The organism is Paenibacillus phyllosphaerae (assembly GCF_014192105.1).
In the GTDB taxonomy this organism is placed as follows: domain Bacteria; phylum Bacillota; class Bacilli; order Paenibacillales; family Paenibacillaceae; genus Paenibacillus_Z; species Paenibacillus_Z phyllosphaerae.
Genome location: NZ_JACHXK010000001.1, coordinates 973,374 through 995,055, shown reverse-complemented (window position 1 = coordinate 995,055; position 21,682 = coordinate 973,374). Strand labels below are relative to the sequence as shown.

Annotated in this window: 22 protein-coding genes; 16 read left to right on the top strand and 6 right to left on the bottom strand. The window is 54.3% G+C overall.

The annotated features are described in order from the left end of the window. From FHS18_RS04075 to FHS18_RS04030, 10 genes are all read left to right on the top strand, one after another. The gene (locus tag FHS18_RS04075; RefSeq protein WP_183597207.1) at window positions 1–864 is read left to right on the top strand and encodes a carbohydrate ABC transporter permease; all 864 of its coding nucleotides are present in this window, start codon (window positions 1–3) and stop codon (window positions 862–864) included. A gap of 10 nt (window positions 865–874) precedes the next feature. After that, on the top strand, window positions 875–2,395 hold the full coding sequence (locus FHS18_RS04070) for a hypothetical protein (protein ID WP_183597205.1): 1,521 nt from the start codon (window positions 875–877) through the stop codon (window positions 2,393–2,395). After that, a complete protein-coding gene (locus tag FHS18_RS04065; protein WP_183597203.1) occupies window positions 2,346–2,963 on the top strand; it encodes a YIP1 family protein in 618 nt (205 codons plus the stop codon). Before FHS18_RS04070 ends, FHS18_RS04065 begins: the two co-directional genes overlap by 50 nt. Before the next feature lie 15 nt (window positions 2,964–2,978). Continuing rightward, window positions 2,979–5,357: a DUF5696 domain-containing protein gene (locus FHS18_RS04060; protein WP_183597201.1), complete on the top strand. Its 2,379-nt coding sequence runs from the start codon at window positions 2,979–2,981 to the stop codon at window positions 5,355–5,357. Between the two features lies 1 nt (window position 5,358). After that, complete coding sequence (locus tag FHS18_RS04055; protein WP_183597199.1) at window positions 5,359–6,237, top strand: carbohydrate ABC transporter permease; 879 nt, start codon at window positions 5,359–5,361, stop codon at window positions 6,235–6,237. Window positions 6,238–6,242: 5 nt separating this feature from the next. Continuing rightward, window positions 6,243–7,226 (top strand): ABC transporter permease subunit, encoded by a 984-nt coding sequence (locus FHS18_RS35090; RefSeq protein ID WP_183597197.1) that lies wholly within the window; start codon window positions 6,243–6,245, stop codon window positions 7,224–7,226. Between the two features lie 271 nt (window positions 7,227–7,497). Next, window positions 7,498–8,163: a TetR/AcrR family transcriptional regulator gene (locus FHS18_RS04045; protein ID WP_183597195.1), complete on the top strand. Its 666-nt coding sequence runs from the start codon at window positions 7,498–7,500 to the stop codon at window positions 8,161–8,163. 114 nt (window positions 8,164–8,277) lie between these two features. Further along, window positions 8,278–8,949, top strand: coding sequence for a pentapeptide repeat-containing protein (locus FHS18_RS04040; protein WP_246427413.1), 672 nt, complete (start codon window positions 8,278–8,280; stop codon window positions 8,947–8,949). A gap of 18 nt (window positions 8,950–8,967) precedes the next feature. Next, a complete protein-coding gene (locus tag FHS18_RS04035; protein ID WP_183597193.1) occupies window positions 8,968–9,738 on the top strand; it encodes an ABC transporter ATP-binding protein in 771 nt (256 codons plus the stop codon). Continuing rightward, window positions 9,739–10,512 (top strand): ABC transporter permease, encoded by a 774-nt coding sequence (locus FHS18_RS04030; RefSeq protein WP_183597191.1) that lies wholly within the window; start codon window positions 9,739–9,741, stop codon window positions 10,510–10,512. A 193-nt stretch (window positions 10,513–10,705) separates the two neighbouring features. On the opposite strand, the gene FHS18_RS04025 is transcribed toward FHS18_RS04030, so the two are convergent. From FHS18_RS04025 to FHS18_RS04015, 3 genes are all read right to left on the bottom strand, one after another. Further along, window positions 10,706–11,137 (bottom strand): hypothetical protein, encoded by a 432-nt coding sequence (locus FHS18_RS04025; RefSeq protein WP_183597189.1) that lies wholly within the window; start codon window positions 11,135–11,137, stop codon window positions 10,706–10,708. After that, window positions 11,134–11,340 carry a helix-turn-helix domain-containing protein gene (locus FHS18_RS04020; RefSeq protein ID WP_183597187.1) on the bottom strand — a complete coding sequence of 69 codons (207 nt, stop codon included), beginning with the start codon at window positions 11,338–11,340 and terminating at the stop codon, window positions 11,134–11,136. The genes FHS18_RS04025 and FHS18_RS04020 overlap by 4 nt, the downstream gene beginning before the upstream one ends. A 187-nt stretch (window positions 11,341–11,527) precedes the next feature. Continuing rightward, window positions 11,528–12,250: a MerR family transcriptional regulator gene (locus FHS18_RS04015; RefSeq protein WP_183597186.1), complete on the bottom strand. Its 723-nt coding sequence runs from the start codon at window positions 12,248–12,250 to the stop codon at window positions 11,528–11,530. A gap of 152 nt (window positions 12,251–12,402) precedes the next feature. Here FHS18_RS04015 and FHS18_RS04010 point away from each other — a divergent pair, with 152 nt between their 5' ends. Both FHS18_RS04010 and FHS18_RS04005 read left to right on the top strand, forming a co-directional pair. Next, window positions 12,403–12,891, top strand: coding sequence for a DUF6022 family protein (locus FHS18_RS04010; protein ID WP_183597184.1), 489 nt, complete (start codon window positions 12,403–12,405; stop codon window positions 12,889–12,891). Between the two features lie 222 nt (window positions 12,892–13,113). After that, complete coding sequence (locus tag FHS18_RS04005; protein ID WP_183597182.1) at window positions 13,114–13,560, top strand: DUF5662 family protein; 447 nt, start codon at window positions 13,114–13,116, stop codon at window positions 13,558–13,560. Between the two features lie 12 nt (window positions 13,561–13,572). On the opposite strand, the gene FHS18_RS04000 is transcribed toward FHS18_RS04005, so the two are convergent. After that, window positions 13,573–14,106: a hypothetical protein gene (locus tag FHS18_RS04000; protein WP_183597180.1), complete on the bottom strand. Its 534-nt coding sequence runs from the start codon at window positions 14,104–14,106 to the stop codon at window positions 13,573–13,575. A gap of 128 nt (window positions 14,107–14,234) precedes the next feature. Beyond that, a complete protein-coding gene (locus FHS18_RS03995) occupies window positions 14,235–14,852 on the bottom strand; it encodes a CBO0543 family protein (RefSeq protein WP_183597178.1) in 618 nt (205 codons plus the stop codon). 640 nt (window positions 14,853–15,492) lie between these two features. Between FHS18_RS03995 and FHS18_RS35085 the strand changes: the two genes are divergently transcribed. Next, a complete protein-coding gene (locus FHS18_RS35085; RefSeq protein WP_183597176.1) occupies window positions 15,493–17,322 on the top strand; it encodes a histidine kinase in 1,830 nt (609 codons plus the stop codon). Next, window positions 17,300–18,817, top strand: a complete 1,518-nt coding sequence (locus FHS18_RS03985; RefSeq protein WP_183597174.1) for a response regulator — start codon at window positions 17,300–17,302, stop codon at window positions 18,815–18,817. The genes FHS18_RS35085 and FHS18_RS03985 overlap by 23 nt, the downstream gene beginning before the upstream one ends. 83 nt (window positions 18,818–18,900) lie before the next feature. Here the strand turns inward: FHS18_RS03985 and FHS18_RS03980 are convergent, their stop codons facing one another. Continuing rightward, window positions 18,901–19,557, bottom strand: coding sequence for an SGNH/GDSL hydrolase family protein (locus FHS18_RS03980; protein WP_183597172.1), 657 nt, complete (start codon window positions 19,555–19,557; stop codon window positions 18,901–18,903). Between the two features lie 238 nt (window positions 19,558–19,795). Between FHS18_RS03980 and FHS18_RS03975 the strand changes: the two genes are divergently transcribed. Further along, on the top strand, window positions 19,796–20,731 hold the full coding sequence (locus FHS18_RS03975) for an ABC transporter permease (RefSeq protein ID WP_183597170.1): 936 nt from the start codon (window positions 19,796–19,798) through the stop codon (window positions 20,729–20,731). A gap of 24 nt (window positions 20,732–20,755) precedes the next feature. Further along, entirely contained in the window at window positions 20,756–21,634 is an 879-nt protein-coding gene (locus FHS18_RS03970) for a carbohydrate ABC transporter permease (protein WP_183597168.1), read from the top strand. Window positions 21,635–21,682: the final 48 nt, after the last annotated feature.

The window sequence follows — 21,682 nt, the reverse complement described above, 5'->3', positions numbered from 1 at the left end:
ATGGAAGGCATAGTGAAAGGCAAACGCATCGACTTCGGCGGCATCTTCTTGTACCTGTTCCTGACCGGGCTCGGCATTGTCATGCTGCTCCCGCTGGTCTATATGGTGTCGACGGCGTTCAAACCGGTGAGCGAGCTGTTCTTGTTCCCGCCGCGATTCTTCGTGGACAATCCGACGCTGATCAACTTCCGCGACCTGCTCTTGGTCACGGGCACGACATCGGTGCCGTTCAGCCGCTATATATTCAACAGTCTGTTCGTCAGCTTGTGCATCGTGTTCTTCGGCACGATCATCTCGGCAATGGCGGCTTATCCGCTGGCGAAGCACAACATGCGGTTCGGCAGCGCGATTTTCAACCTGATCGTCTTGGCGCTGATGTTCTCGCCGCTCGTCATCCAGATTCCGCAATACTTGATCGTCAGCAAGCTGGGTCTGATCAACACGTACTGGGCGCTCATCCTGCCGTTCCTCGCGGCGCCGGTCGGCATGTTCCTCATGACGCAATTCCTGCGGCAGCTGCCGGATGCGCTGCTGGAGGCAGCAAGGATAGACGGAGCCAACGAGTGGCGAATCTTCTGGACCGTGGTGATGCCGATGCTGAAGCCGGCGATCTCGACGTTCGCGCTGCTCAGCTTCATTACGGCATGGAACGACCCACATCCGGCCCAGGTGTATACGACGGACAACGATATGAAGACGCTGCCGTTCGCGATCCAATCGCTCAGCGGCGGGGTCGGCGTCATCGCCCGCGTCGGCACGCTTGGCGCAGCGAGCTTGCTCATGATTATTCCGATCATCATTATTTTCATCATCACGCAGCGGATGGTCCTTCAGACGATGGCTCATTCTGGCTTGAAAGAATAGGAGGGCGCCGATGAACGCATTCCGCAAATGGGTTGCTGGTCTAACGGCCTTCGCCCTTCTAAGCGTATTCGGTTCGGGGACTGTGTCTGCGGCTACCCCATATGAAGGCTATACGTACGTCAAGCATGGCGGAGATATCCATTCCACCAACGGTTACTTGTACGAGGATTCGATCGACGGCTATGATCTTCCGACCGGCGCGTTCAACGCGCCGGAGGATCTGTTCGTCGCCGATGACGATTCGATCTATATCGTCGATTCCGGCAACAGCCGTGTTATTCATCTGGATGCGGACGGCAATTACGTCGGCACGATCGGCGATCTTGAAGGCGACGGCATGCTGAACGAACCGAAAGGCGTCTTCGTGACGCATGACGGCATGGTCTATGTCGCGGATACGAAGAATCAGCGGATCGCGATTTTTGATCAGCAAGGGAAATTCGTGCAGCAGTTCGGCAAGCCCGAAAGCCCGCTGCTCGGCGAGACGTTCTCGTATTCCCCTTCGAAGCTGCTCGTCGACAAGCGCGGGTATATGTTCGTGGTCAGCGACGGCAATACGCAAGGTCTCATTCAAATCGACCCCAAAGGCGTGTTCCGCGGCTTCTACGGCGCGAACCATATCGGCTTCAGCTGGGTGCGCCTGTTCCAGAAGCTCGTCGCCACGGAGGAACAGCGGGCGAAGATCGCCACGGTCAAGCCGCTCGAATTCTCCAACGCGGTTCTCGATTCGGAAGGGTTCATCTATACGACGACGCTCGGCACGGACCGCAACCAGCTGAAACGCCTCTCGCCGGTCGGCGTCGATACGCTGCCGGCGAACAAAGTGTACGGCGATTATTTTGTCAGCGGCGACGCGCCGTTCTCGGTCCCTTCCTTCGTCGATATCGTCGTCGATAACGACGGCATTATGACGGCGGTGGACCTGCAGACGAGCAAGATTTTTCAATACGATAAGCTGGGCAACTTCTTGTTCGCCTTCGGGGGACTCGGGGATCAGAACGGGTTGTTCGTTCAACCTTCCAGCATCGACCAGACGTCCAAAGGCGCGATCTACGTCGTCGATAAGGGGCGCAACCGGATCGATATCTTCAAGGCGACCCCGTTCGCGAAGCTCGTGCAGCAGGCGTCCAAGTATTACGTGGAAGGTCGCTACGCAGAGGCGGAAGGGCTCTGGCAGGAGGTTATCCGCCAGAATTCCCATTACGAACTGGCGTATCTGGCGATCGGCAAAGCGCATTACAAAGCGGAGAATTACGAGGATGCGATGCGCTACTTCAAGCTGGCGTATTCGCGTGCCGATTATTCGGCGGCGTTCAAGGAATTCCGCAAGGAGTTCACCCGCGAGCATTTCGCCATGATCTGCGTCGGCCTCATCCTGCTCCTCATCGCGCTTCGTTACGTGCTCCCGCTGCTGTGGCGTCTGGCGAAGAAGCAGTGGCTGAAGCGGGAAGCAAGCAAAGCGTTGAAGGGAGGCGTCCACGGTGATCGAAACCTTTCGTCTGATGCGACAGGTACTGGCACATCCGTTTAGTTTCTACTCCGACATTCAGGAGCCGCGGCGCATCCGCTGGATCGACGGCCTTATCGTCATTGCGCTCGTCTATCTGGCGCGGATGGTCTCGATTCTGCTGACCGGTTATGCCTATGAGACGCGCGAGCCTTACGAAATCTCGTATATGCACGAGATGGTATGGCTGATCGTGCCTTGGCTGACCTGGTGTATCGCGAACTGGGGCGTCAGCGCGATTCTCGACGGCGAAGGCAAGTTCAAGGAAGTATTCGTGGGCAGCGCCTATGCGCTCGTCCCTTATGCGGTGCTGATCATTCCGGTCACGCTGCTGACCAATATACTGGCGCTCGACGAGAGCTCGATCTATACGCTGCTGCTTAATCTCACGATCGGCTGGTCGGTCTGGCTGATGCTGGTCAAGATCAAGATTGTGCACGATTTCGAGCCGCTCAAGGTCGTCTGGATCACGCTGCTTACGCTGGCGGGGATCGCGATCATTTGGTTCATCGGCATCCTGATGTTCGGTCTGATCAACCAACTCATTAACTTCGTGCTGGAAATCGTGCAGGAAGTCAACTTTCGAAGATAGGGAGGGGCGTTAGAGATGCTCAAACACCGAAAATGGCTCATCATTGCGGCAGCGTTTGCTCTTGTCGTCAGCTCGTATCCTATCTTGGGAGCGGCAGAGGGCAACGGCGAAGGGCAGGCTGAAGTGCAGGCGGCCGAGACAAATACGGCGGAAACAGCTGGCGAGTCGACGTCTGGAGCGGCAGGGACAACTGAAACGTCGACTACTGGAGCGGATACCACGGCTGCAGCTGGAACAACCGCAGCGACAGATACGGCAACGGCTGCGCCGGCGGTCAGCCTGACGCCGATTACGGCGACGAAGAAGATGATCGAGAACGAGCAATATGAGCTGTACATCGATGAGAAGACGGGCAACATCCGCGTCGTCGATAAGCGGACGACAGCCCAGTGGCTCGGATCGCCGCAAGTGCCGCGGACGACGATGCCCAACAATAAGAAATTCATCGATTCGCCGGTGCATGTCCGGTATACCGAAGGCTCGGACATCGTGCAGACGTACACGCTGAAGGAAGCGAAGAATAAGCTGGCCATCAAAAAGCAGGACGATGGTTCGGTCCGCGTGACGTTCACGTTCACGAAGGAGAAACTGACCGTTGCGGTCGAATACCGGCTGACCGAGGACGGCTTGACCGTGACGATTCCGGATAAAGCGATCAAGGAGAAGGGAACGGCGAAGCTGGTCAGCATCGAGGCGCTGCCGTTCTGGAACGCCGCCTCCGGGGAGGAGCAAGGCGCGCTCTTCATCCCGGACGGATCGGGCGCTTTGATCACGTACAAGAAGGAGCACCCGCAATATTTTGCCGGTTACTCCGAAACGATCTACGGCGCGGACACCAACTACGATCAGGCGAACTATACCGAGGTGTTCAGCGATGAGTGGCGCAAGGCGATGTGGAAGAAAGAAAAAATCGCCCTGCCGGTGTTCGGCAATTACCGCGGCGGCATCGCGTCGCTCGGCATCGTCCAGAACGGCCAATATGACGCGAAGATCAATGCGACGCCGTCCGGCATTCGGGCGATCAGCCTGTATCGGACCTCGACGGAGTTCCTCTACCGGAAGCAGGATGTCATCTTCATCGGCACTTCCGGGCAGATTCCGTTCTTCCAGGCGGAGCGCATGAAAGGCGACCGCGAGATCCGCTATCTGCTGCTGCAAGGGGAGGATGCCAATTATGTGGGCATGGCGAAGGCGTACCGCGAGTTTTTGCAGGAAGAGCAAGACGTGAAGGCCGTGAAGCAGGACGGCGTGCCGCTGAACATCCGGCTCTATGGCGGCCTGACGCGCGATGACGTGATCGGGACGACCTTCGTGTCGATGACGACGTTCGAACAGGCGAAGACGATTATCGACGATTATGCCGCGCAAGGCATTACCGATCTGGAGCTGACGTTCGAAGGATGGTCCGAGGGCGGCAAGTACGGCGATCAGCCGGATCATTTTCCGGTCGAGAAGAAGCTTGGCGGGGAGAAGGAATTGAAGGAACTGTCGGCGTATGCGAAGCAGAAGGGCGCTGAGCTCTATCTGCAAGCCAATTACGCGCGCGCGTATTCCGAGAGCGACGGGCTGGCCAAGAAGAAGGACGCGATCCGCGGCATGGACCGCGAAGTGAAGGAGAATCCGAACTTCTACGTGTCCGACCGGTGGAACAACGACGATCAGATGTTCTATCTGCTCAAGCCGGAGCGGGTCGTGAACGATCACGTGAGCAAGGAGCTCGATGACTACGCGAAGCTCGGCATCGATGGGGTTCAGCTGTCGTATTGGGGCGAGATGCTGTATTCGGATCTCGATCCGGATTCGGTTACGCAGCGTAGCCAGACGGCGGAGACGTGGGCCAAGGCGACATCGGATATCCAATCCGCGGTCGGAAGAACCGCCGTGGACTACGGCTTCGCGTATATGCTCGGCCGCGTGAACCGGATCGATAACGCGCCGCTGGATTCGAGCCATTTTATCTATGAGGATGAGACCATTCCGTTCTATCAGATCGTCATGCACGGGCTGGTCCCTTATACGGCGAAGCCGGCGAATCTGCGCGATGACTCGGTCGGCGAAATGCTGCGCATGCTCGAATATGGCGCGCTGCCGTCGCTCGAGCTGACAAGCGAACCGACCAGCAATATGCAGCGGACGATGGAAGAGCGGCTGTGGAGTTCCGAAGCTTCCAGCTGGCTTGCGCCGTCGGCGAAGGAATACAAAGCGGTCGCCGAAGTGTACCAGCACATTGCGGGCAAGGCGATCACGAATCATGAGAAGCTCTCGCGCAAGGTGTACCGGACGACCTACGAAGGCGGCACGCAGGTGCTCGTCAATTACGGGGATTCGGACGCCAGCCATGACGGGGTAACGGTGCCGGCGCAGAGCTTCGCGTACCGCGGCGGAGGGAACTGACATGAAAAAGAAATTCGGACTTTCGATGAGGGGCCGCCATATTCTCGAAGGGTATTCCTTCGTATCGCTGTGGATCATCGGCTTCTTCCTGTTCATGGCGATCCCGCTCGGCCGCTCGCTGTACTATTCGCTAAACAATTTGGAGATGAGCAAGAACGGTCTGGTGGCCACGTATGTGGGGCTGACGCATTACCGGGCGGCGTTCACCTCCGATGTCGACTTCGTGCCGCTGCTCCAAACGACGATGACGACGATGCTGACGCAGGTGCCGCTCATCCTGATCTTCTCGATGTTCAGCGCGTTGCTGCTCAACGGCAAGATCAAGGGGCGCGGCATCTTCCGGGGAATCTTCTTCCTTCCGGTCATCATCGCATCCGGCGCGATTCTGAAGGAATTGCTGCAGCAAGGGGCTGCTCAGCTGCCGATTTTCTACAACAACGATCTGTATTACAAATTGAGCGGCATCATTCCGGGGAACATTCTGGAACCGCTCCTGCAGTATGCGGATTCGCTAACGCTCGTCATGTGGGATTCCGGCGTGCAGATTCTGATCTTCATCGCCGGCCTGCAGACGATCTCGCCTTCGCTCTATGAAGCGGCGCACTGCGATGGGGCGACGAAGTGGGAGGCGTTCTGGAAAGTCACGTTCCCGATGATCGTGCCGATGCTGTTCGTCAATACGCTGTACAGTATCGTCAACTCGTTCACGAAGGCGGATAACCAGGTGATGGACTACATCATGAACAACGTTTTCGCCAACAACAATTACGGCTATGGCTCGGCGATGGGCTGGATTTATTTCCTGCTGATCGCGGTCGTGCTGGCCATCGTGTTCGCCATCTTCCGCAAGGGCATGGCTGCCACGGAAGGAAGGGGGTAATAGACGTGGAAACGGTCAAAATAAATCGGGCTGCGGAGTACCGGGAGAAAGCGGACGCCGTATGGAAAGTATCCTGGGTCAAACGCGGGCGGTCGATCATCGGAAGCGCGATCTATTATCTCGTGTTGCTCAGCTTGTCCTTCGTCTTCATGTATCCGCTGCTGTACATGATTTCCAAGTCGCTTATGCGGCCGCAGGATGTCGCCGACGCGACCATTCGCTGGGTGCCGAAGATGTTCAGCCTGCAGAATTACAAGGAGGCGATGGTCGCCCTCGACTTCTGGCACGGCTTGCTCAACAGCGTCATCATCTCGTTCGGCAGCGCCATTCTGCAGGTGCTCAGCTGCTCGCTGATCGGCTACGGATTCGCCAGATACCGGTTCCCGGGGCAGGGAATCTTCCTGGCGCTCGTCGTCTTCACGTTCCTCATCCCGCCGCAGACGATCGTGGTTCCGCTGTTCATCTTCTTCCTCGACCTCGGCTGGGTGAACACGCATCTGCCGTTCGTCGTGCCGGCGCTGATGGGGCATGGGCTGAAGGGCGCGCTATTCGTGCTCATCTTCATCCAGTTCTACCGCAGACTGCCGAACGTGCTCGAAGAAGCGGCGCGGATCGACGGAGCGGGCGCGATGCGCACGTACTGGGGCATCATGTTCCCGATGGCGAAACCGGCCATGCTGGTCGTCTTTTTGTTCTCGGTCGTCTGGCACTGGAACGATCTGTTCGAGCCGAATATGTATCTGCTCGTGCCGGAGTACTTCAACCTGGCGCAAAGCATGGCGTTCTTCAACGGCAACGCCAATCTGAACGTCCAGCAGGCCGCGGCCAGCGTCTCGGTCGCCAGCGACGCGCTCGGCATGGCGCCGACGCTGCAGAATCAGATTATGGCCGGCGTCATGCTGACGATCGCGCCGATCCTGCTTATGTACCTGTTCACGCAGCGTTACTTCGTCGAGAGCGTGGAGCGGACGGGGATCGCGGGCGAGTAGGTTTGGGCTTACGTTATTGGTAAGAGGGAAGAGGTAAGAGCCGTACCGTGTTCATCGCTTAGACGATGGGCATGGTGCGATTTTTTTTGTAGGAGTTGTATAGGTAGTTGTGGCGTTGCTCATAGAGCTCTCTGAGTAAGATTTAGTTATCTTATGATTACTAGCGCCAACGACCGAAGTTTAGCCCAAAAGTTCTTGTGAGGGATTGACATGAAAAGGTTGATCGGATATATTTCATACATACCAACCGAATGTATGAAAGGAGAAGCAAATGGCAAGAAATAAATATCCTGAAGAAACAATCAACCAAATCCTAACCGTGGCTCTTAACCTGTTCATTCAAAAAGGATACGAGCAGACTTCCATTCAGGATATCATCAACGAGTTGGGCGGGCTGACAAAAGGGGCAATTTACCATCACTTCAAGTCGAAAGAGGAGATCATGCTGGCCGTCACCGACCATATGTTCAAAGGCGTTGAAGAGATGCTGTCCAGTGTCCGGGACGACAATGGGCTGAACGGCCTGGAAAAGCTTCGCAAGATTTCTCGCGTCTCTCTCGACAATCCCGCCCAGAACGAAATGGCATCGGCGGCGCCGAACCTCTTACGCAATCCGAAGCTGCTGGCGGCACAAATTGAGAACATTATCGAAAAAGCCGTACCCGTTTATATCCAGCCCATCATCGAACAGGGTATGCGAGACGGCTCGATCCGAACCGACTATCCAAGGGAGCTGAGCGAGGCGTTAATGATTCTCACCAACATTTGGCTAAACCCGACGGTTATCCCAGCTTCGCCCGAGATCGTGTTGCGCAAGTTAAGGCTTTTCGATGAAATATTGAAGGGCCTGGGGCTTGACCTGTTCGATGAGCCAATGTTTCAACGATACGAGGAATGGCTTCGTTTGTCAGCTAGAGAAGTCAGCATCGAAAAATAAACTGCCGAAAGGCAGCTTATTTTTAACCCTATTCATACCATCGGTCGGTATGAATAGGTGATCCAAGTACAAAGAGCATGTTAAAAAAACTCATTTTGAGGAGATGTGAATGTTATGAATCAGAAAATGACCTCCCGCTCGCCGCAACGGCAAGTCGTGACCAACTTTAGCGCAAGCAACCTGGCGGGCAGCGACCTTGGAGGCGTTACGGCCCATAAAGGACAGTTTAACGGCAGCGCGCTGCACGGTTCCGACTTTTCTGGCGCGGATTTGACCGGCAGTTCGTTTAAGGGGAGCGATGTACGCAATGCCAATTTTGACGGCGCGAATCTAACGAACTGCAGCTTCCTAGCGCTTGACCTTTCGAAGGCAAGCTTCAACAAGTCGATACTTGTGCGAACCAATTTCAACAGTTCCCAGCTTGACGGAGCTAAATTCACGGGAGTCAGGCTGACCGATGTCATGTTAACGACGACCGATCTTAGAACAACGGTTTTTGCGGGTTGTTTGTTTGATGGGGTTGACTTCAAGTACTCCGATCTGAGCGGGCAGCGTTTCGACGGACAGACGTTTATCGGCGTTAAGTTTGACCGAGCGGCTTTAAGCCATGCTTCTTTCAGGGGCGCTACATTAAAAAATGTTTCTTTCCACCCGGGGTTTACTTTGACTAAGAAGTACTATCGCTCGATCAAAACCATCTGCTTTGACGGCGCAACGATGGATAAGTTGACCTATGCTGCGCTCAAAGGCATGGAAGCCGATTTGTCAAAAGTCACCGTCATTTAATATAAGGGAGGCAACCCAATGAAAACCGTGCAAACCAAGTCCATTCAAGTAAAAGGATTGCAAAAAACCTACAAGCAGCTTCATGTCCTGAAGGGCGTAGATTTTGAGGTGGAAAAGGGCAGTATTTTCGCCCTGCTAGGCTCAAACGGGGCGGGCAAGACAACGACTGTCAAGATCCTCACCACGCTGCTCAAACCGGACAGCGGAACCGCGATCGTAGGTGGCTTTGATGTTGCATCAAAGCCGGACCATGTGCGGCAGTCTATCAGTTTGACCGGGCAATTCGCCGCAGTTGACGAGATTTTGACCGGATGGGAGAATCTGGTCATGCTCGCCAAGCTGCGTCATCTCAAAAATCCGCGTCAGGTTGCGGACGATATGCTTAAACGCTTCGGCTTGACGGATGCCGCGGACCGAAAGGCATCTACTTATTCGGGCGGAATGCGCCGGAGGCTCGATATCGCCTTGAGCCTTGTGGGAAATCCGCAGATCGTTTTCCTTGATGAGCCGACTACCGGGCTTGACCCAGAGGCCCGTATTGAGGTTTGGAAAATTGTCAAGGAGCTGGCGAGCGGCGGTACAACGGTATTCCTAACCACGCAATATTTAGAGGAAGCTGAACAGCTTGCCGACCGAATTGCCATTCTGCACGAAGGCAGGATTATCGCCAACGGCACGCTCTCGGAGCTGAAAAAGCTGTTCCCATCCGCAAAGGTGGAGTATGTTGAAAAACAGCCGACATTGGAGGAAATATTCCTCGCAATCATCGGCAAAAAGGAGGCAATGTAAATGGAAACGGAAACGGTAAAGAAACACTTTTTCAGCGATATGGGGGTTATGCTCGGACGTTCTATGCGCCATATTTTCCGCAGCATGGACACCATCGTCACGGTCTGCATCACTCCGATTGCGATGATGCTGCTGTTTGTTTATGTATTCGGCGGCGCCATTCAAACGGGCACGGATAACTATGTGAACTACCTGCTTCCCGGTATCCTGCTGATTGCGATTGCAAGCGGAATAGCCTATACAGCTTACCGTCTGTTTTTGGATAAGCAACGGGGCATCATTGAACGATTCCACACGATGCCGATTGCGCGTTCCGCCGTACTGTGGGGGCATGTATTGACCTCGGTGGTATCCAACGTCATTTCTCTTGTCGTCATCATTCTCGTCGCGCTCATTATGGGCTTTCGCTCGTCAGCAGGTGTGCTGTCGTGGCTTGCCGTAGCCGGAATACTCGTGCTGTTTACACTTGCTCTAACGTGGATCGCGGCGATTGCCGGACTGTCCGCCAAATCGGTAGAAGGTGCAAGCGCGTTTTCCTATCCGCTAATCTTCCTGCCGTTTATCAGCTCGGCCTTTGTGCCGACCGATTCGATGCCGAAGGTCGTTCGCGCTTTTGCCGACAACCAGCCGGTAACCTCGATCGTGGAAGCCATCCGCGCACTGCTGTCGGATCAGCCGGTGGGCAATGATATATGGATCGCGCTTGCGTGGTGCGTCGGAATTATGCTCGTGGCTTATTTCTTCGCAATGAGGGCGTTTAAAAGGCGGGTGTGAGGGTGCGGCAGCGTCAGAATTATAGCAACCACAAGGGAGCTGCCGAGGCAGCTCCCTTGCCGTTTCGCCGTTATGACCGTTATGCCGAACCGTACCGCAAGTAACGGCAAGATTTGCTGTGAATTGCCGGGGGTGACGGCATGGAAAAATGGAGCAACCTTTGGATTACTCCCAAAGGAGCACATGGATTCAATTACATCTCTTTGAAGTACTTGTAACGGTAATACGTGTTATATCCGATGATGAACAGATAGAAACAAACCAATAGCAATAGTAACGTTAAGTCTACCTTCATTAAAGAAATTCCAATAAGGAAGGCTCCATACAGAAAAACCGTCATATCGTATGCTTTCGCTTTGGCCCGATTAGCGATTGCCACATTACGCTCATCTTTCAGGTCAATCTCCAGCTGCTTGGCAGCGGAGGGATTACGCTTCTTAGCGCTACGGACAATGATTTCACCCATACCGTGGCCGAAAATACCACAGCCAAGCCCAAAACAGATAGCAGGCAATACACGCAGCATGCCTTGTGGGTCTTCAACTGTCTTGAGGAAGTACAGACCACCAACGAGTAAAATAACCCCTACAGCGGTAATAAAATAAGTCGAAATCATTTTGTTCATACCCGATCATCCTCCTCGTAAATGAAGATTTCTTCGATGCTCATACCGAAGAACCGAGCAATCCTGAACGCTAAAAGGATCGATGGGTTATATCGTCCGTTCTCTAGCGAACCGATGGTTTGCCTGGACACTTCAAGAGCCGCCGCTAATTCTTCTTGCTTAATTCCGCGTTGCTTGCGAATTTCTTCTAAACGGTTGTTCACGTGTGTTCGTCCTCCTCATGGAAAGCTAACTTTCCATAAGGGGAGTATATCGTGCAACTCTAAAAATGTAAAGTCTGCTTTCCATTTTAAAAGCAAGAACCGCACCGCGCTCATCCGTTAAGGATAAGACAGGGGGCGGTTCTTTTTTTTGAGACGGATTATCATACAAGCAGCACCGGAGCAACAATTAACGCGGTTGTTCAGTTTCCGCTAAGCCTAACTTCTGAATCAAGCGATAGAGAAAGTAGATGCCGCGCATTTGGTGCTGGATCGTCTGGCGTAAGTAAGATCGGATCCGGTCAGCCAGTCTCATCGCATGCTCCAGGTTCCGTATCTCGAGCTGTGCAATAGATTGCTTCAAGTTAACTGTTTCCTCGGAATAAACCGCGTTCTGCAGTACCAGAATCATTCGAATCTTAAGCAGATGCGCTTCATGATACAGCCGATAATCGTTATCCGGATTCCGCTCAGAAGTCAATAGACCGCATGTCTCCCAGTAACGGATGGCGGACTTAGGGGCTCCGGTGCGGTTGGAAACCTCATGGATGCTGAAGCGTTGGTCAAAGTCGCAAGACGGGTTGGTTTCGGCATACGATTTCAAATCCAGTACCAGTTGTTCCAAGCTAGCAATGTCCTTGTGCAGCAAAACCTCCCGTTCCCTTACGAGCCATAAGGCTTGATCGAGCTCATTTCGTTGCAGCTTATGCAGCACCTCGGCCGTCATGTCCATCCCGAACGTAGGGGCCATCGCTTGCAAACAGGCCAGGTAAGCTTCATGCTGTTCCGTATAGAGGCGATATCCATTGGCGGATCGCTCGGCGGGAGGGATGAATCCCTTGGCTTCGTAGTTCCGCAATGTGTTGGGGCTCAGGTTGAATTTCGCTGCTAGTTTTTTGGGCCGATAATCCATGCGATTCCACCTTGCAACAATAGGATAAACCTTAAAATGGTTGTAATGTTATTCTGAATGTTTTCTTGATTGGCTTCAAGTATGCTTCTCCAACCTTCCAATTGGCTTTCATGTTGTATGCTGGAAGTAATCGGGTTCAAGGAGGAGTAAGTATGACAACGATACCAGTGTTTCGTCACGACATGACGATTGAGGAGATTAGCGAAGCAGGCAACCGGTATATAGAATCGGTATGGAGGAACTTGCACGAATCGATGCATGAGCAGCTAACGATCGCTTTTGGCGAAATTGAGGATGCTGCCTATGGGATGTACTTGGACCAGTTGATGCCGGCGCTATTCGATAGCCTTGCACACGCTGGATTCGATCCTGCGGAGCGCCTGAGCGAAGATGATTTCGTCATCGGCCAATGTCTGGTATTCCGCAACTCGCTTGAAAAATGGGGGACCGAGGAAAATCGATCCCGGATCTTCTGGAATGTGATTCGCAGTAAAGAGAGCGGGCAGCCCATTGGTACACTATTGACGGAAATTCCGCATTCGCATCTGAAATTCGAGATTCCTTCGGCACCTAGACTCTACTCGCTTAACGTGTCTGAAAGGGAGCAGATCACGCAAGGGATTCGAGAGATCAAAGGTTAAGGGCATGTGAAGATAAGCGTAAATTCGATCCCAAGGAGTGGCTTGCTGCGGCAGCCGCTCTTTTGTGTTGCAGCGACGAATGCAGCAAAACTTAAGAAGTTCTTCAGAATTCTAGTAAATGGATATTAGGAATTGTCGTTTACCCTTATGATAGTGGAAGAATAATTTGGGAGAGTTGAGTGAAAAATGGGTTCTTACTGCGTACTCGAGGGGAGAATTCCAATGTTGAAAGCGTACTGGAAGTATTTCTTGTACATCCTTAATCACAAATTGAATGTGTGGATGGAATGTTGGAAAGAAGGCCTATACGTTCAAGGCGTTATTCACGACTGGTCGAAATTTTCGCCGAGCGAATTTTTCCCCTATGCTAAAAAATTCTACTCCGGAAAACCATTAAGCTCTGAAGACGAACTAAAGTGGAAATATGCCTGGCTCCATCATCAGCGCCATAACAAGCACCATTGGGAGTACTGGGTGATCAACCCCGATACGAAAGAGGCATTGCCGATGCCAAAGAAGTATGTGATCGAGATGGTCTGCGACTGGCGCTCTTTCTCTAGGAAATGGGGCAGAAAGGTCAAGGATTCGACCCTCAACCTTACCGACAGCATCGTAGTGCATCCGGAGACGAAGAGAGAGCTTGAGGCTTTGACAGTAAAACAAAACTAATTGCCCCGCAGGCTAGTCAATGTTAAGCACATAATCAAACGCGCTGCTCAGCTGTAAAATATAGCGGAGTTCCTTACCGGTCGCTTGTGCAGTTGTCTTGGTTGATCCAGGCTCGCTCGCATAATCTTTCAGCGTTGTCGGCCGGTCCTTCTTATTCGTATAGTAGTGGCCGTCCGCCTCTTCGTGGAAGTCGTATTCGCCCTCAAAATAAAGCTCCAACTCCACGCCTCTCCGCTTGCTGCCCGGGTAGGGGAATAGCGCTGCATCTTGATAGAACCGGATAACCTCGTCTTGGCTCAGCGTCGTGGAGAGCTGCATAGAGACGATCACGGGCATTGCCCCGCCGCTTCCGAGCAGGTGGACGAAGGAATAGCCATAGAAGTAGTCGCGTTCGATCAGACTTGTCTGCTCGGGCAGCGGATAGGCGTACAAAGAAGCGGCGAACCGCTTGGATATCCGTTCTTGCTCGGTCACCACGTAGTAGAGTCCCCCTAATAGGGCTAGCACTAGACTGATGCCAACGAGCTGGAATATACGTCGCTTCATCCATTCCCCCACCTTCACTCGGATACTTATTGAACGAGTGAGGGAATCATTTGGCTTCCAACATTTATTAAGTGGTATAGCGGAGCGAATGGGCTGATCTAGGAAGATGTCGCCAAGTACGTGCCGGCCTAACGTGCCTTCTCCCTGTTACGAGAGGGGGCATTCCAACGATCGGCTGGCTGCGGAGAGGCATCCTCGACTCTGGCAAAACTATTCAAATTGTAGAGCCAATAAGCCATCCAATACATCCCGGTCAGAATAAAAAACGAATAGGGATAGGCCCAATTCAACTTCTTGTACAAATCGATCGACGCTAGAAGGGGCATCCCGATAAAGGCGCCGATCGCGCCGTAAAGAGGACCCTTGATCGACGCATGCAATCGGGGCATGTATTGGATGAACAACATGCACAGCACCGGCAGCACGGAAAGACGGAAGGAGAAACTTAACGTTGGCGAAGGGACGACCTTGACGGGATAGCTCCACAATCCATTTTCGATTCCGATCGTATCCCATACGGCGGAGAAAATCATAATGAACAAACCTGCGCAAAGCAGGCGCCCGGTGCTTCGTTTGTCACGAAGAATAACCCAGGCTACCCACGGAAGAACGATCAAAGCCAGACCGATCCACCATCTCCAGGTGAATAAGTAGACATTCATGATAACATCGGCGACCATTTGGTTCGCATCCACGATTTGCTCATTAGCCTTGCTGACCTTTTGCAGGCCTTCTTCAAAGTTCATGTTCATCTTCTCCCCAATGGTTCGGCTCAGGTCTAGTTCAAATACAAGACTATATAAGGGTCTCGCCTCACAAAGGCATCTTGTATTTCTCCGGAATGAAACGCGCTTCGCCTTTAAAGACGGCGTTAGCCGTTTCACCTTGCCTTTATTGTTTTATTATGGATGGAGATGAACCGATTCATGATGTCTAATTGTTTCCAATGATGACTAGCACGACGATAGATGAAGCCACGGTGTTTTACCTTGCCGCTGCGATTGCGGCGCGCAAGAGCTGCAGAACCCGACCGCGTGCTGGACGCTGCCGACGCAGACCCACCCGGTGGTCAGGATTAGCTCCCCATGACGGCGAGGTTGAACAGTTTTGCAGAGTATGCAGAAAAAAGAATCGGTATTCAATTGCAATGATTTCACCACTTTACCGGAATTTGTTAACAGGAACTATACCATATTCGACACGCGATGGGATGGGGCTAGATTTAGAAGTGTGGTAGGGAAAATCAAGATGTTGCCCAAGCCGCAAAAGCTAGGCCGTTACGCCGCTTTAAGCCAAGCCAGATCACTGTTTATGCCATGAGAAATGCGCTAAACTGCCTGCTGTTACCGATTCGGGTCCCCGTGTTATGATAGAAGGAAAACGCTTGTGAAAGGCGCGGATAGCACGATGCGGTTCATTCGAATGACCAATGGCATGAGCGTGACGACGAAGTTTGTCGCGATCTATCTGTCGATTCTTACGTTGTCGTTGGCGGTGACCGGCTGCATGCTATATGTCCAGGCTTCGCGCTCGACGATCGAGCAAGCCCAGGCCGTCATGGAACAAAATTTGCTGCAAACGAAGGACAGCATCGAGGAAAAGGTGAAGCTGGTCGAGAATCTCTCGCAGATCATCGCTTTCGATACCCGTATTCAAACGTTTCTTGGTAGCGTTTTCATTAATGAACCGTTCCAACTGGAGGATTACCGTTCCACGATCTTCCCGATCCTGGAGAACGTCATGCGCCAGAATGCGTATATCCATTCCTCCCGGATCTATATGGCCAACGAGACGATTCCCGAACTGTACGACGGGTTCTATCATCTCGCTCGCATTCGGGATGACGACTACTACAAGGACTTCATCGGCGACCGCAAAGTGCAGACGGCGTGGAGCGGGCTTCAAGCGGAGAAGACGATGACGAACAGATTCGGCATTGCGGACAATGACGAAGAGGTATTCGCGTATGACCGCAAAATTTTTTCGTCCCGATACGTCAATATGGCGGGTCTGCTGGAGATCGAGGTGAAACGGGACGTGCTGTTCGAAGCGCTGGAGGAGCCGGTCTCCGCCGGGCTCGGCCGCGTGTTGGTCATCGATCGGGATGGGATGGTCATCTCGAATAACGATGCCGCCCTCTATAAGAAAAAGCTGCCTGAGCTCGGGCTTGGCGAGCTGCCGCAGGGCAGCAAGCTGAGCGAAATCCGCAAGATCGACGGCGAGCGCGCGATTCTGATCTCGCTGCCGCTGGAAGGCGCGGACCTGCGGCTTGTCGGCGTCTATCCGATCCGCCACTTCAACGATAAGGTGACGTCCTCGCTCAAAATGATGGCGCTCATTCTGCTCGGCGCTTTACTGCTGCTGAGCCTGCTCGTCTACTTCGTGACGACGAAGCTGCTGGCCCGCATGAAGCTGCTGCTCCGCGCGATGAAGAAGGTGAGGGAAGGCTCGCTCGATGTCTCCGTTCCGGTGACCTCGAACGATGAGTTCTCGCAGATGGCGCTCAGCTTCAATCATATGACCGGCCGCATCCATGAGCTTGTCGAGAAGGTGTACAAGATCGAGATTATGGAGAAGGAAGCGGAGCTGCGCGCGCTGGAATCGCAGATCAACCCGCATTTTCTATACAATACGCTCGCGACGATCTCGTGGGCGGCGAGGAAGGCGGATGCGCCGGAGATTACGCAAATCTCGAATGCCCTGGCGAAGTTTTACCGGTTGGTGCTCAACAAGGGAAGCTCGGAATCGACCATCGGCGGGGAGATCGAGATGGTGAAGGCGTATCTGCAAATTCAGAAGTTCCGGTTCGAGGAGCGATTCGATGTCGTCTATGAGCTGGATGAGCGGACGTTCGATTGCGTAGCCGCCAAGAATATCGTGCAGCCGCTGGTCGAGAATGCGCTCGCGCACGGCATTGAACCGAAGCGGTCCCACGGCACACTCATTATTAAGACGGCCATGGATGAACGCAATCTGATCATCCAGGTGATCGACGACGGTGTCGGAATCAGCGAGGAGCGGCTGCGGGCGATCAACGCGGGCACATTCGAATCAAGCGGAAGCGGGTATGCGATTCGCAATATTCGAGAACGCCTTGCGGCGTATTATGGGAGTCGGCACCGGTTCGAGCTGTATAGCCGTCCGGGGATCGGTACGGCGGTCACCGTCTGTTTGCCAAAAGGAGGAGAGGACAATGCTGCGTCTATTGATCGTTGAGGATGAACGCTGGGAGCGGGAAGGGCTGGTCGAATTCTGGGATTGGCAGCAATTCGGCATCACCCGGATCGATACGGCCGTCGACGGCATCGACGGATTGGAGAAAGCGCTAGCGGTCTCGCCGGACATTATCATCACGGATATCCGCATGCCGGGCATGGACGGAATCGAGATGTCGAAGCAGATTCGCGAGCAGCTGCCGGACGTGCGCATTATTGTCTTAACCGGGTACGATGACTTTCGCTTCGCCCGTGAGGCGATCCGGTTCAACGCCGCGGATTATGTGCTGAAGCCGGTCGAGGATGAGGAGTTGAGGCGCACGATCGCCAAAGTCGCTGCGGAATGCAAAGTGCTGCTCGAGCAGCGAAGTGCGTCGCCGGAGGCAGCGAACAAACGAAGAGAGGCCGAAGATATGCTGACAGACCTGCTGCAAGGCACCGGCGACCCGGATAGCATCTGGCAAGAGTTAGCGACCGTCTTCGGGGATAACGCCGCGTATCTGGCTGCCGTGATCCTCCCGCTGCTTCCTGTAGATCCAGAGCTGCCGTCCACGATCCATCGATCTGCCTACGTGCTCCCGTGCAAGGAACTGGAGGAAGCAGGCGTATTCATAGCTCCGCTGCAGCAAGAGGAGAACGTCGAGGTGCTCGAACAGCGGCTGCGGGTTACGCTAGCCGAGTCCGCCATCTTGGTCAGCAGCGGTCAAGCAACGCTTGCCGAGCTGCCGGACCGTTACCGGGAAGCGGTCGGCACGGCCCGCCATGCGCGTTTCTACGGGAGAAGCGGTATGATCGACGCCGCGGAGGAGGCGCTGGCCAAGCACGCTTTTGCCCCTCGCGCCGCAGAGGTGACGCGCAGCTGCCAAGAACTTGTTCGCGAGATTCGGGTTCAGGGCGCGGCGGGGAAGCCGGATAAAGTAACGCAGCTGCTCGATGAACTGTTCGCCAAGTTCCGGTCGGAGCCCGGTGCTGGCCAAGCGTTCCCGGCAACGATGCTGAACGTGCTCTTGACGGAGCTGACGCTGTTGTCGGGCGAGCATGAGCTGCCGGAGGCGGTACGGTCGAACAGACTGCTCGCCTATGACAGCTTGAAGCAGCTGGAGGAAGCCGTCCGCCGGTATATGAGCGAATGGATGGCCCGGCTGGAGGAGAAGCGGACGAATAAGGACGAGTCGGTCATTCGCAAAGTGACCCAGATCGTCGAAGCGCAGTATGGCTCGAACGAGCTCAGTCTGACGATGCTGGCAGAAGCGGTGTTCCTGTCCGTGAACCATTTGGGCGTCGTGTTCAAGAAAGCGATGGGGAAAACCGTGCACGAATACATTACGGCGGTGCGAATGGCGAAGGCGGAGGAGCAATTGCGGATGAGCAAGCGCAAGGTGGCCGCGATCGCGTCGGAGGTAGGGATTCCGAACACGTCGTACTTCTGTTCGCTGTTCAAGCAGGCATACGGCATGACGCCGGGCGAATATCAAGAGATGATGCAGCGGAGATGAGCCTATGCGTGGCGGGTGCGAATGTCCATCGAGGGCAAAAGAAGAAGGAGACGCAGCTGCGTTCTCCTTCTTTGGCATGCGGCCTATTCAGTTCGCGCTATCGCCTCGGCCACCTGCTTCATCCACTCTCTTGCGAGCAAGCCGTGACCGGCCGGCGTTGGATGAAAGCCGTCCCACAGCCAATATTCCGGCGGCGCCAGCTCGGCGGCTGCATCGAATGACGCTTGGAGGCGGACGAAGATACTGCCGGTCTGTTCGGCAAGCTGCTGCACGAGCTGCTGACGCTCGCGAATGCCGCTATGCCAAGCATCCCAGTTCGCGGAGACTTGCCCGACCGGCAAAATGAACGGCTCGCATAGGACAATGGTGACGTCAGGCAGCGCGGCCTTCGACTCTTCGATGAGCATCCGGTAGACGCGCTCATAACGATCGGCGGGAACGCCCGACCCGTTCGCGAATTCGCGATGCAGATCGTTGACGCCGACAAGGATGCTGATGACGTCCGGCTGCAGGTTAAGCGCATCTTCTCGCCACCGTGCGTACAGATCGACGACGCGGTCGCCGCTGTTGCCGCGATTGAGGAACTGGATCCGGCGCTCGGGATATTGGTCGCCGACCAGACTTGCAATGGCGAAGGCGTAGCCGTGGCCCATGTCATGATTGGGATCGCCGTCGCGCCCCCGATTGCCGTCCGTAATGGAATCGCCTTGGAACAAGACGGTTGCGTGATGTGGAAACATCTCGATTGTCTCCTCTCTCATAATAAGGTAGAGCTTGCTTGCTGCTACCTTATCAACAGTTGCGAGCGCTGTCAAAGCGATTCCGATACCTCATGCAAACATCGTGGGATTGTGGCATTGGCGTGGAATTTTTGCATATCGGCGAGGCGGAGCGGTCTTCTATAATAAGCCTATACCCAATATGAAAGCGCATTCTTCACTTGAAAAGACAGCGCTTACGACAAAGGAGGTGCTTACGATGCGTGCTGGGCAAGCGTCCCACGGGCGATCTTTCGCCAAGCGATTCTGGCTGCAGCGGTACTTGATGATCCTGACGCTGCCGGCTGTGCTCTGGATGATTGTCTTCAACTATATCCCGATGTACGGCATCGTGATCGCATTTCAGGAATATACCCCGTTCCAAGGATTCCTGCACAGTCCATGGATCGGGCTTGCGAACTTCCGCGAGCTGTTCAATGATCCGACCTTCACGGAATCGCTGACCAATACGTTCAAGATCAGCATCGCCAAGCTGCTGTTCGGATTCCCGGCGCCGATCGTGCTCGCGCTGCTGCTCAACGAGCTCGTCTACAAACGGTTCAAGCGTATCGTGCAATCGCTGACGTATTTGCCGCACTTCGTATCCTGGGTGCTGGTCGTCGGGTTCATGTACACGCTGCTCGATCCGGAGAACGGCGTCATCAGCAAGATGCTCGAGAGCCTTGGCCTGATCGGACCGGACACGATGCTCATGGGCGATCCGGATGCCTTCCTGCCGCTGGTGGTGTTCACCGAGGTGTGGAAGAATATCGGCTGGAACTCGATCATCTATCTGGCGGCGATCGCGGGCATCGACCCGCAGCTGTACGAGGCGGGCGTCATGGATGGCGCGAACCGGTTCCAGCGCATCTGGCACATTACGCTGCCGGCGCTGAAGCCCACGATCGTCATTCTGCTGATCCTCTCGATCGGCGGGCTGGTTAACTCGAACTTTGACCAGATGTATCTGATGCAGAACTCCATGACGCAGGATGCCGCGAATGTATTATCCGTCTACTCGTACAAAATGGGTCTCGTGCTCGGCAGATTCTCCTACGGTACGGCGGTCGGCGTGTTCCAGTCCGTGGTCGCCTTCATCCTGATGTATGCCGCGAACTACGGCTCGCGCAAGCTCACCAAAGAGAGTCTGTTCTAGAAGGAAAGGAGGCTTAAGAACGCCATGTTTACGCATTCGCGCAGCTTCGGCGAACGGAGCTTCGATTGGCTGAACGCCTTGCTCATGCTCGGCCTATGTATCATTACGCTCTATCCGTTCTATAACATCGTCATCACATCGTTCAATGATCCGACCGACGCCGCCCGTGGAGGCATTACGTTATGGCCCCGCCAGTTCTCGATCGAGAACTACCGGATGGTGTTCCAAGACGACAACATCATTCGGGCCTTCATCGTCACGATCGGGCGGACCGTCATCGGCACGGCAACGGCCGTCGTATTCACAGCGGCCTTCGCCTACGGCGTGTCCAAGAACGAACTGATGGGACGCCGCGTGTTCCTCTTGATGGCGATCTTCACGATGTATTTCAGCGGCGGCATCATTCCATACTACTTGCTCGTCGCCAAATATTTGCATCTCAAAGGAACGTTTCTCGCTTACATCATCCCGAATTTGTTCAGCGTCTTTAATGCCATCATCATGCTGACGTTCTTCAAAGGGCTCCCGAAGGAAATCGAGGAGTCGGCCAAAATCGACGGCGCCAACGAGCTGCGCATTTTCTTCCAGCTCATCCTGCCGGTCTCGAAGCCCGTGCTTGCCACCGTCGCGCTCTACAATGCGGTGTTCCATTGGAACTCCTGGTACGATGCGATGTTGTTCGGCAGCGAGCAGCTGGTGACGCTGCAGCAGATTCTGATGCAGATCATTAGCTCCAACAGCAATGTCAGCCTGGCCGCGAGCAATCTGGGGCTCGGTAACGTCACCGCGGCTTCGCTCAAGCTGGCGACGATGGTAATCACCACGGTGCCGATCGTGCTGACGTATCCGTTCGTGCAGAAGTATTTTGTCCAAGGGGTGATGATCGGCTCTGTGAAGGGATAGGCCTGATAAGGCGGATTCACACATCGGATTGAATAAGGCGTCGATATC

Coding starts and splice junctions, on each gene's coding strand:
- FHS18_RS04075 (WP_183597207.1), top strand. CDS start 1: ATGGAAGGCATAGTGAAAGGCAAACGCATCGACTTCGGCGGCATCTTC.
- FHS18_RS04070 (WP_183597205.1), top strand. CDS start 875: ATGAACGCATTCCGCAAATGGGTTGCTGGTCTAACGGCCTTCGCCCTT.
- FHS18_RS04060 (WP_183597201.1), top strand. CDS start 2,979: ATGCTCAAACACCGAAAATGGCTCATCATTGCGGCAGCGTTTGCTCTT.
- FHS18_RS04055 (WP_183597199.1), top strand. CDS start 5,359: ATGAAAAAGAAATTCGGACTTTCGATGAGGGGCCGCCATATTCTCGAA.
- FHS18_RS04045 (WP_183597195.1), top strand. CDS start 7,498: ATGGCAAGAAATAAATATCCTGAAGAAACAATCAACCAAATCCTAACC.
- FHS18_RS04040 (WP_246427413.1), top strand. CDS start 8,278: ATGAATCAGAAAATGACCTCCCGCTCGCCGCAACGGCAAGTCGTGACC.
- FHS18_RS04035 (WP_183597193.1), top strand. CDS start 8,968: ATGAAAACCGTGCAAACCAAGTCCATTCAAGTAAAAGGATTGCAAAAA.
- FHS18_RS04030 (WP_183597191.1), top strand. CDS start 9,739: ATGGAAACGGAAACGGTAAAGAAACACTTTTTCAGCGATATGGGGGTT.
- FHS18_RS04025 (WP_183597189.1), bottom strand. CDS start 11,137: ATGAACAAAATGATTTCGACTTATTTTATTACCGCTGTAGGGGTTATT.
- FHS18_RS04015 (WP_183597186.1), bottom strand. CDS start 12,250: ATGGATTATCGGCCCAAAAAACTAGCAGCGAAATTCAACCTGAGCCCC.
- FHS18_RS04010 (WP_183597184.1), top strand. CDS start 12,403: ATGACAACGATACCAGTGTTTCGTCACGACATGACGATTGAGGAGATT.
- FHS18_RS04005 (WP_183597182.1), top strand. CDS start 13,114: ATGTTGAAAGCGTACTGGAAGTATTTCTTGTACATCCTTAATCACAAA.
- FHS18_RS04000 (WP_183597180.1), bottom strand. CDS start 14,106: ATGAAGCGACGTATATTCCAGCTCGTTGGCATCAGTCTAGTGCTAGCC.
- FHS18_RS03995 (WP_183597178.1), bottom strand. CDS start 14,852: ATGAACTTTGAAGAAGGCCTGCAAAAGGTCAGCAAGGCTAATGAGCAA.
- FHS18_RS03985 (WP_183597174.1), top strand. CDS start 17,300: ATGCTGCGTCTATTGATCGTTGAGGATGAACGCTGGGAGCGGGAAGGG.
- FHS18_RS03980 (WP_183597172.1), bottom strand. CDS start 19,557: ATGTTTCCACATCACGCAACCGTCTTGTTCCAAGGCGATTCCATTACG.
- FHS18_RS03975 (WP_183597170.1), top strand. CDS start 19,796: ATGCGTGCTGGGCAAGCGTCCCACGGGCGATCTTTCGCCAAGCGATTC.
- FHS18_RS03970 (WP_183597168.1), top strand. CDS start 20,756: ATGTTTACGCATTCGCGCAGCTTCGGCGAACGGAGCTTCGATTGGCTG.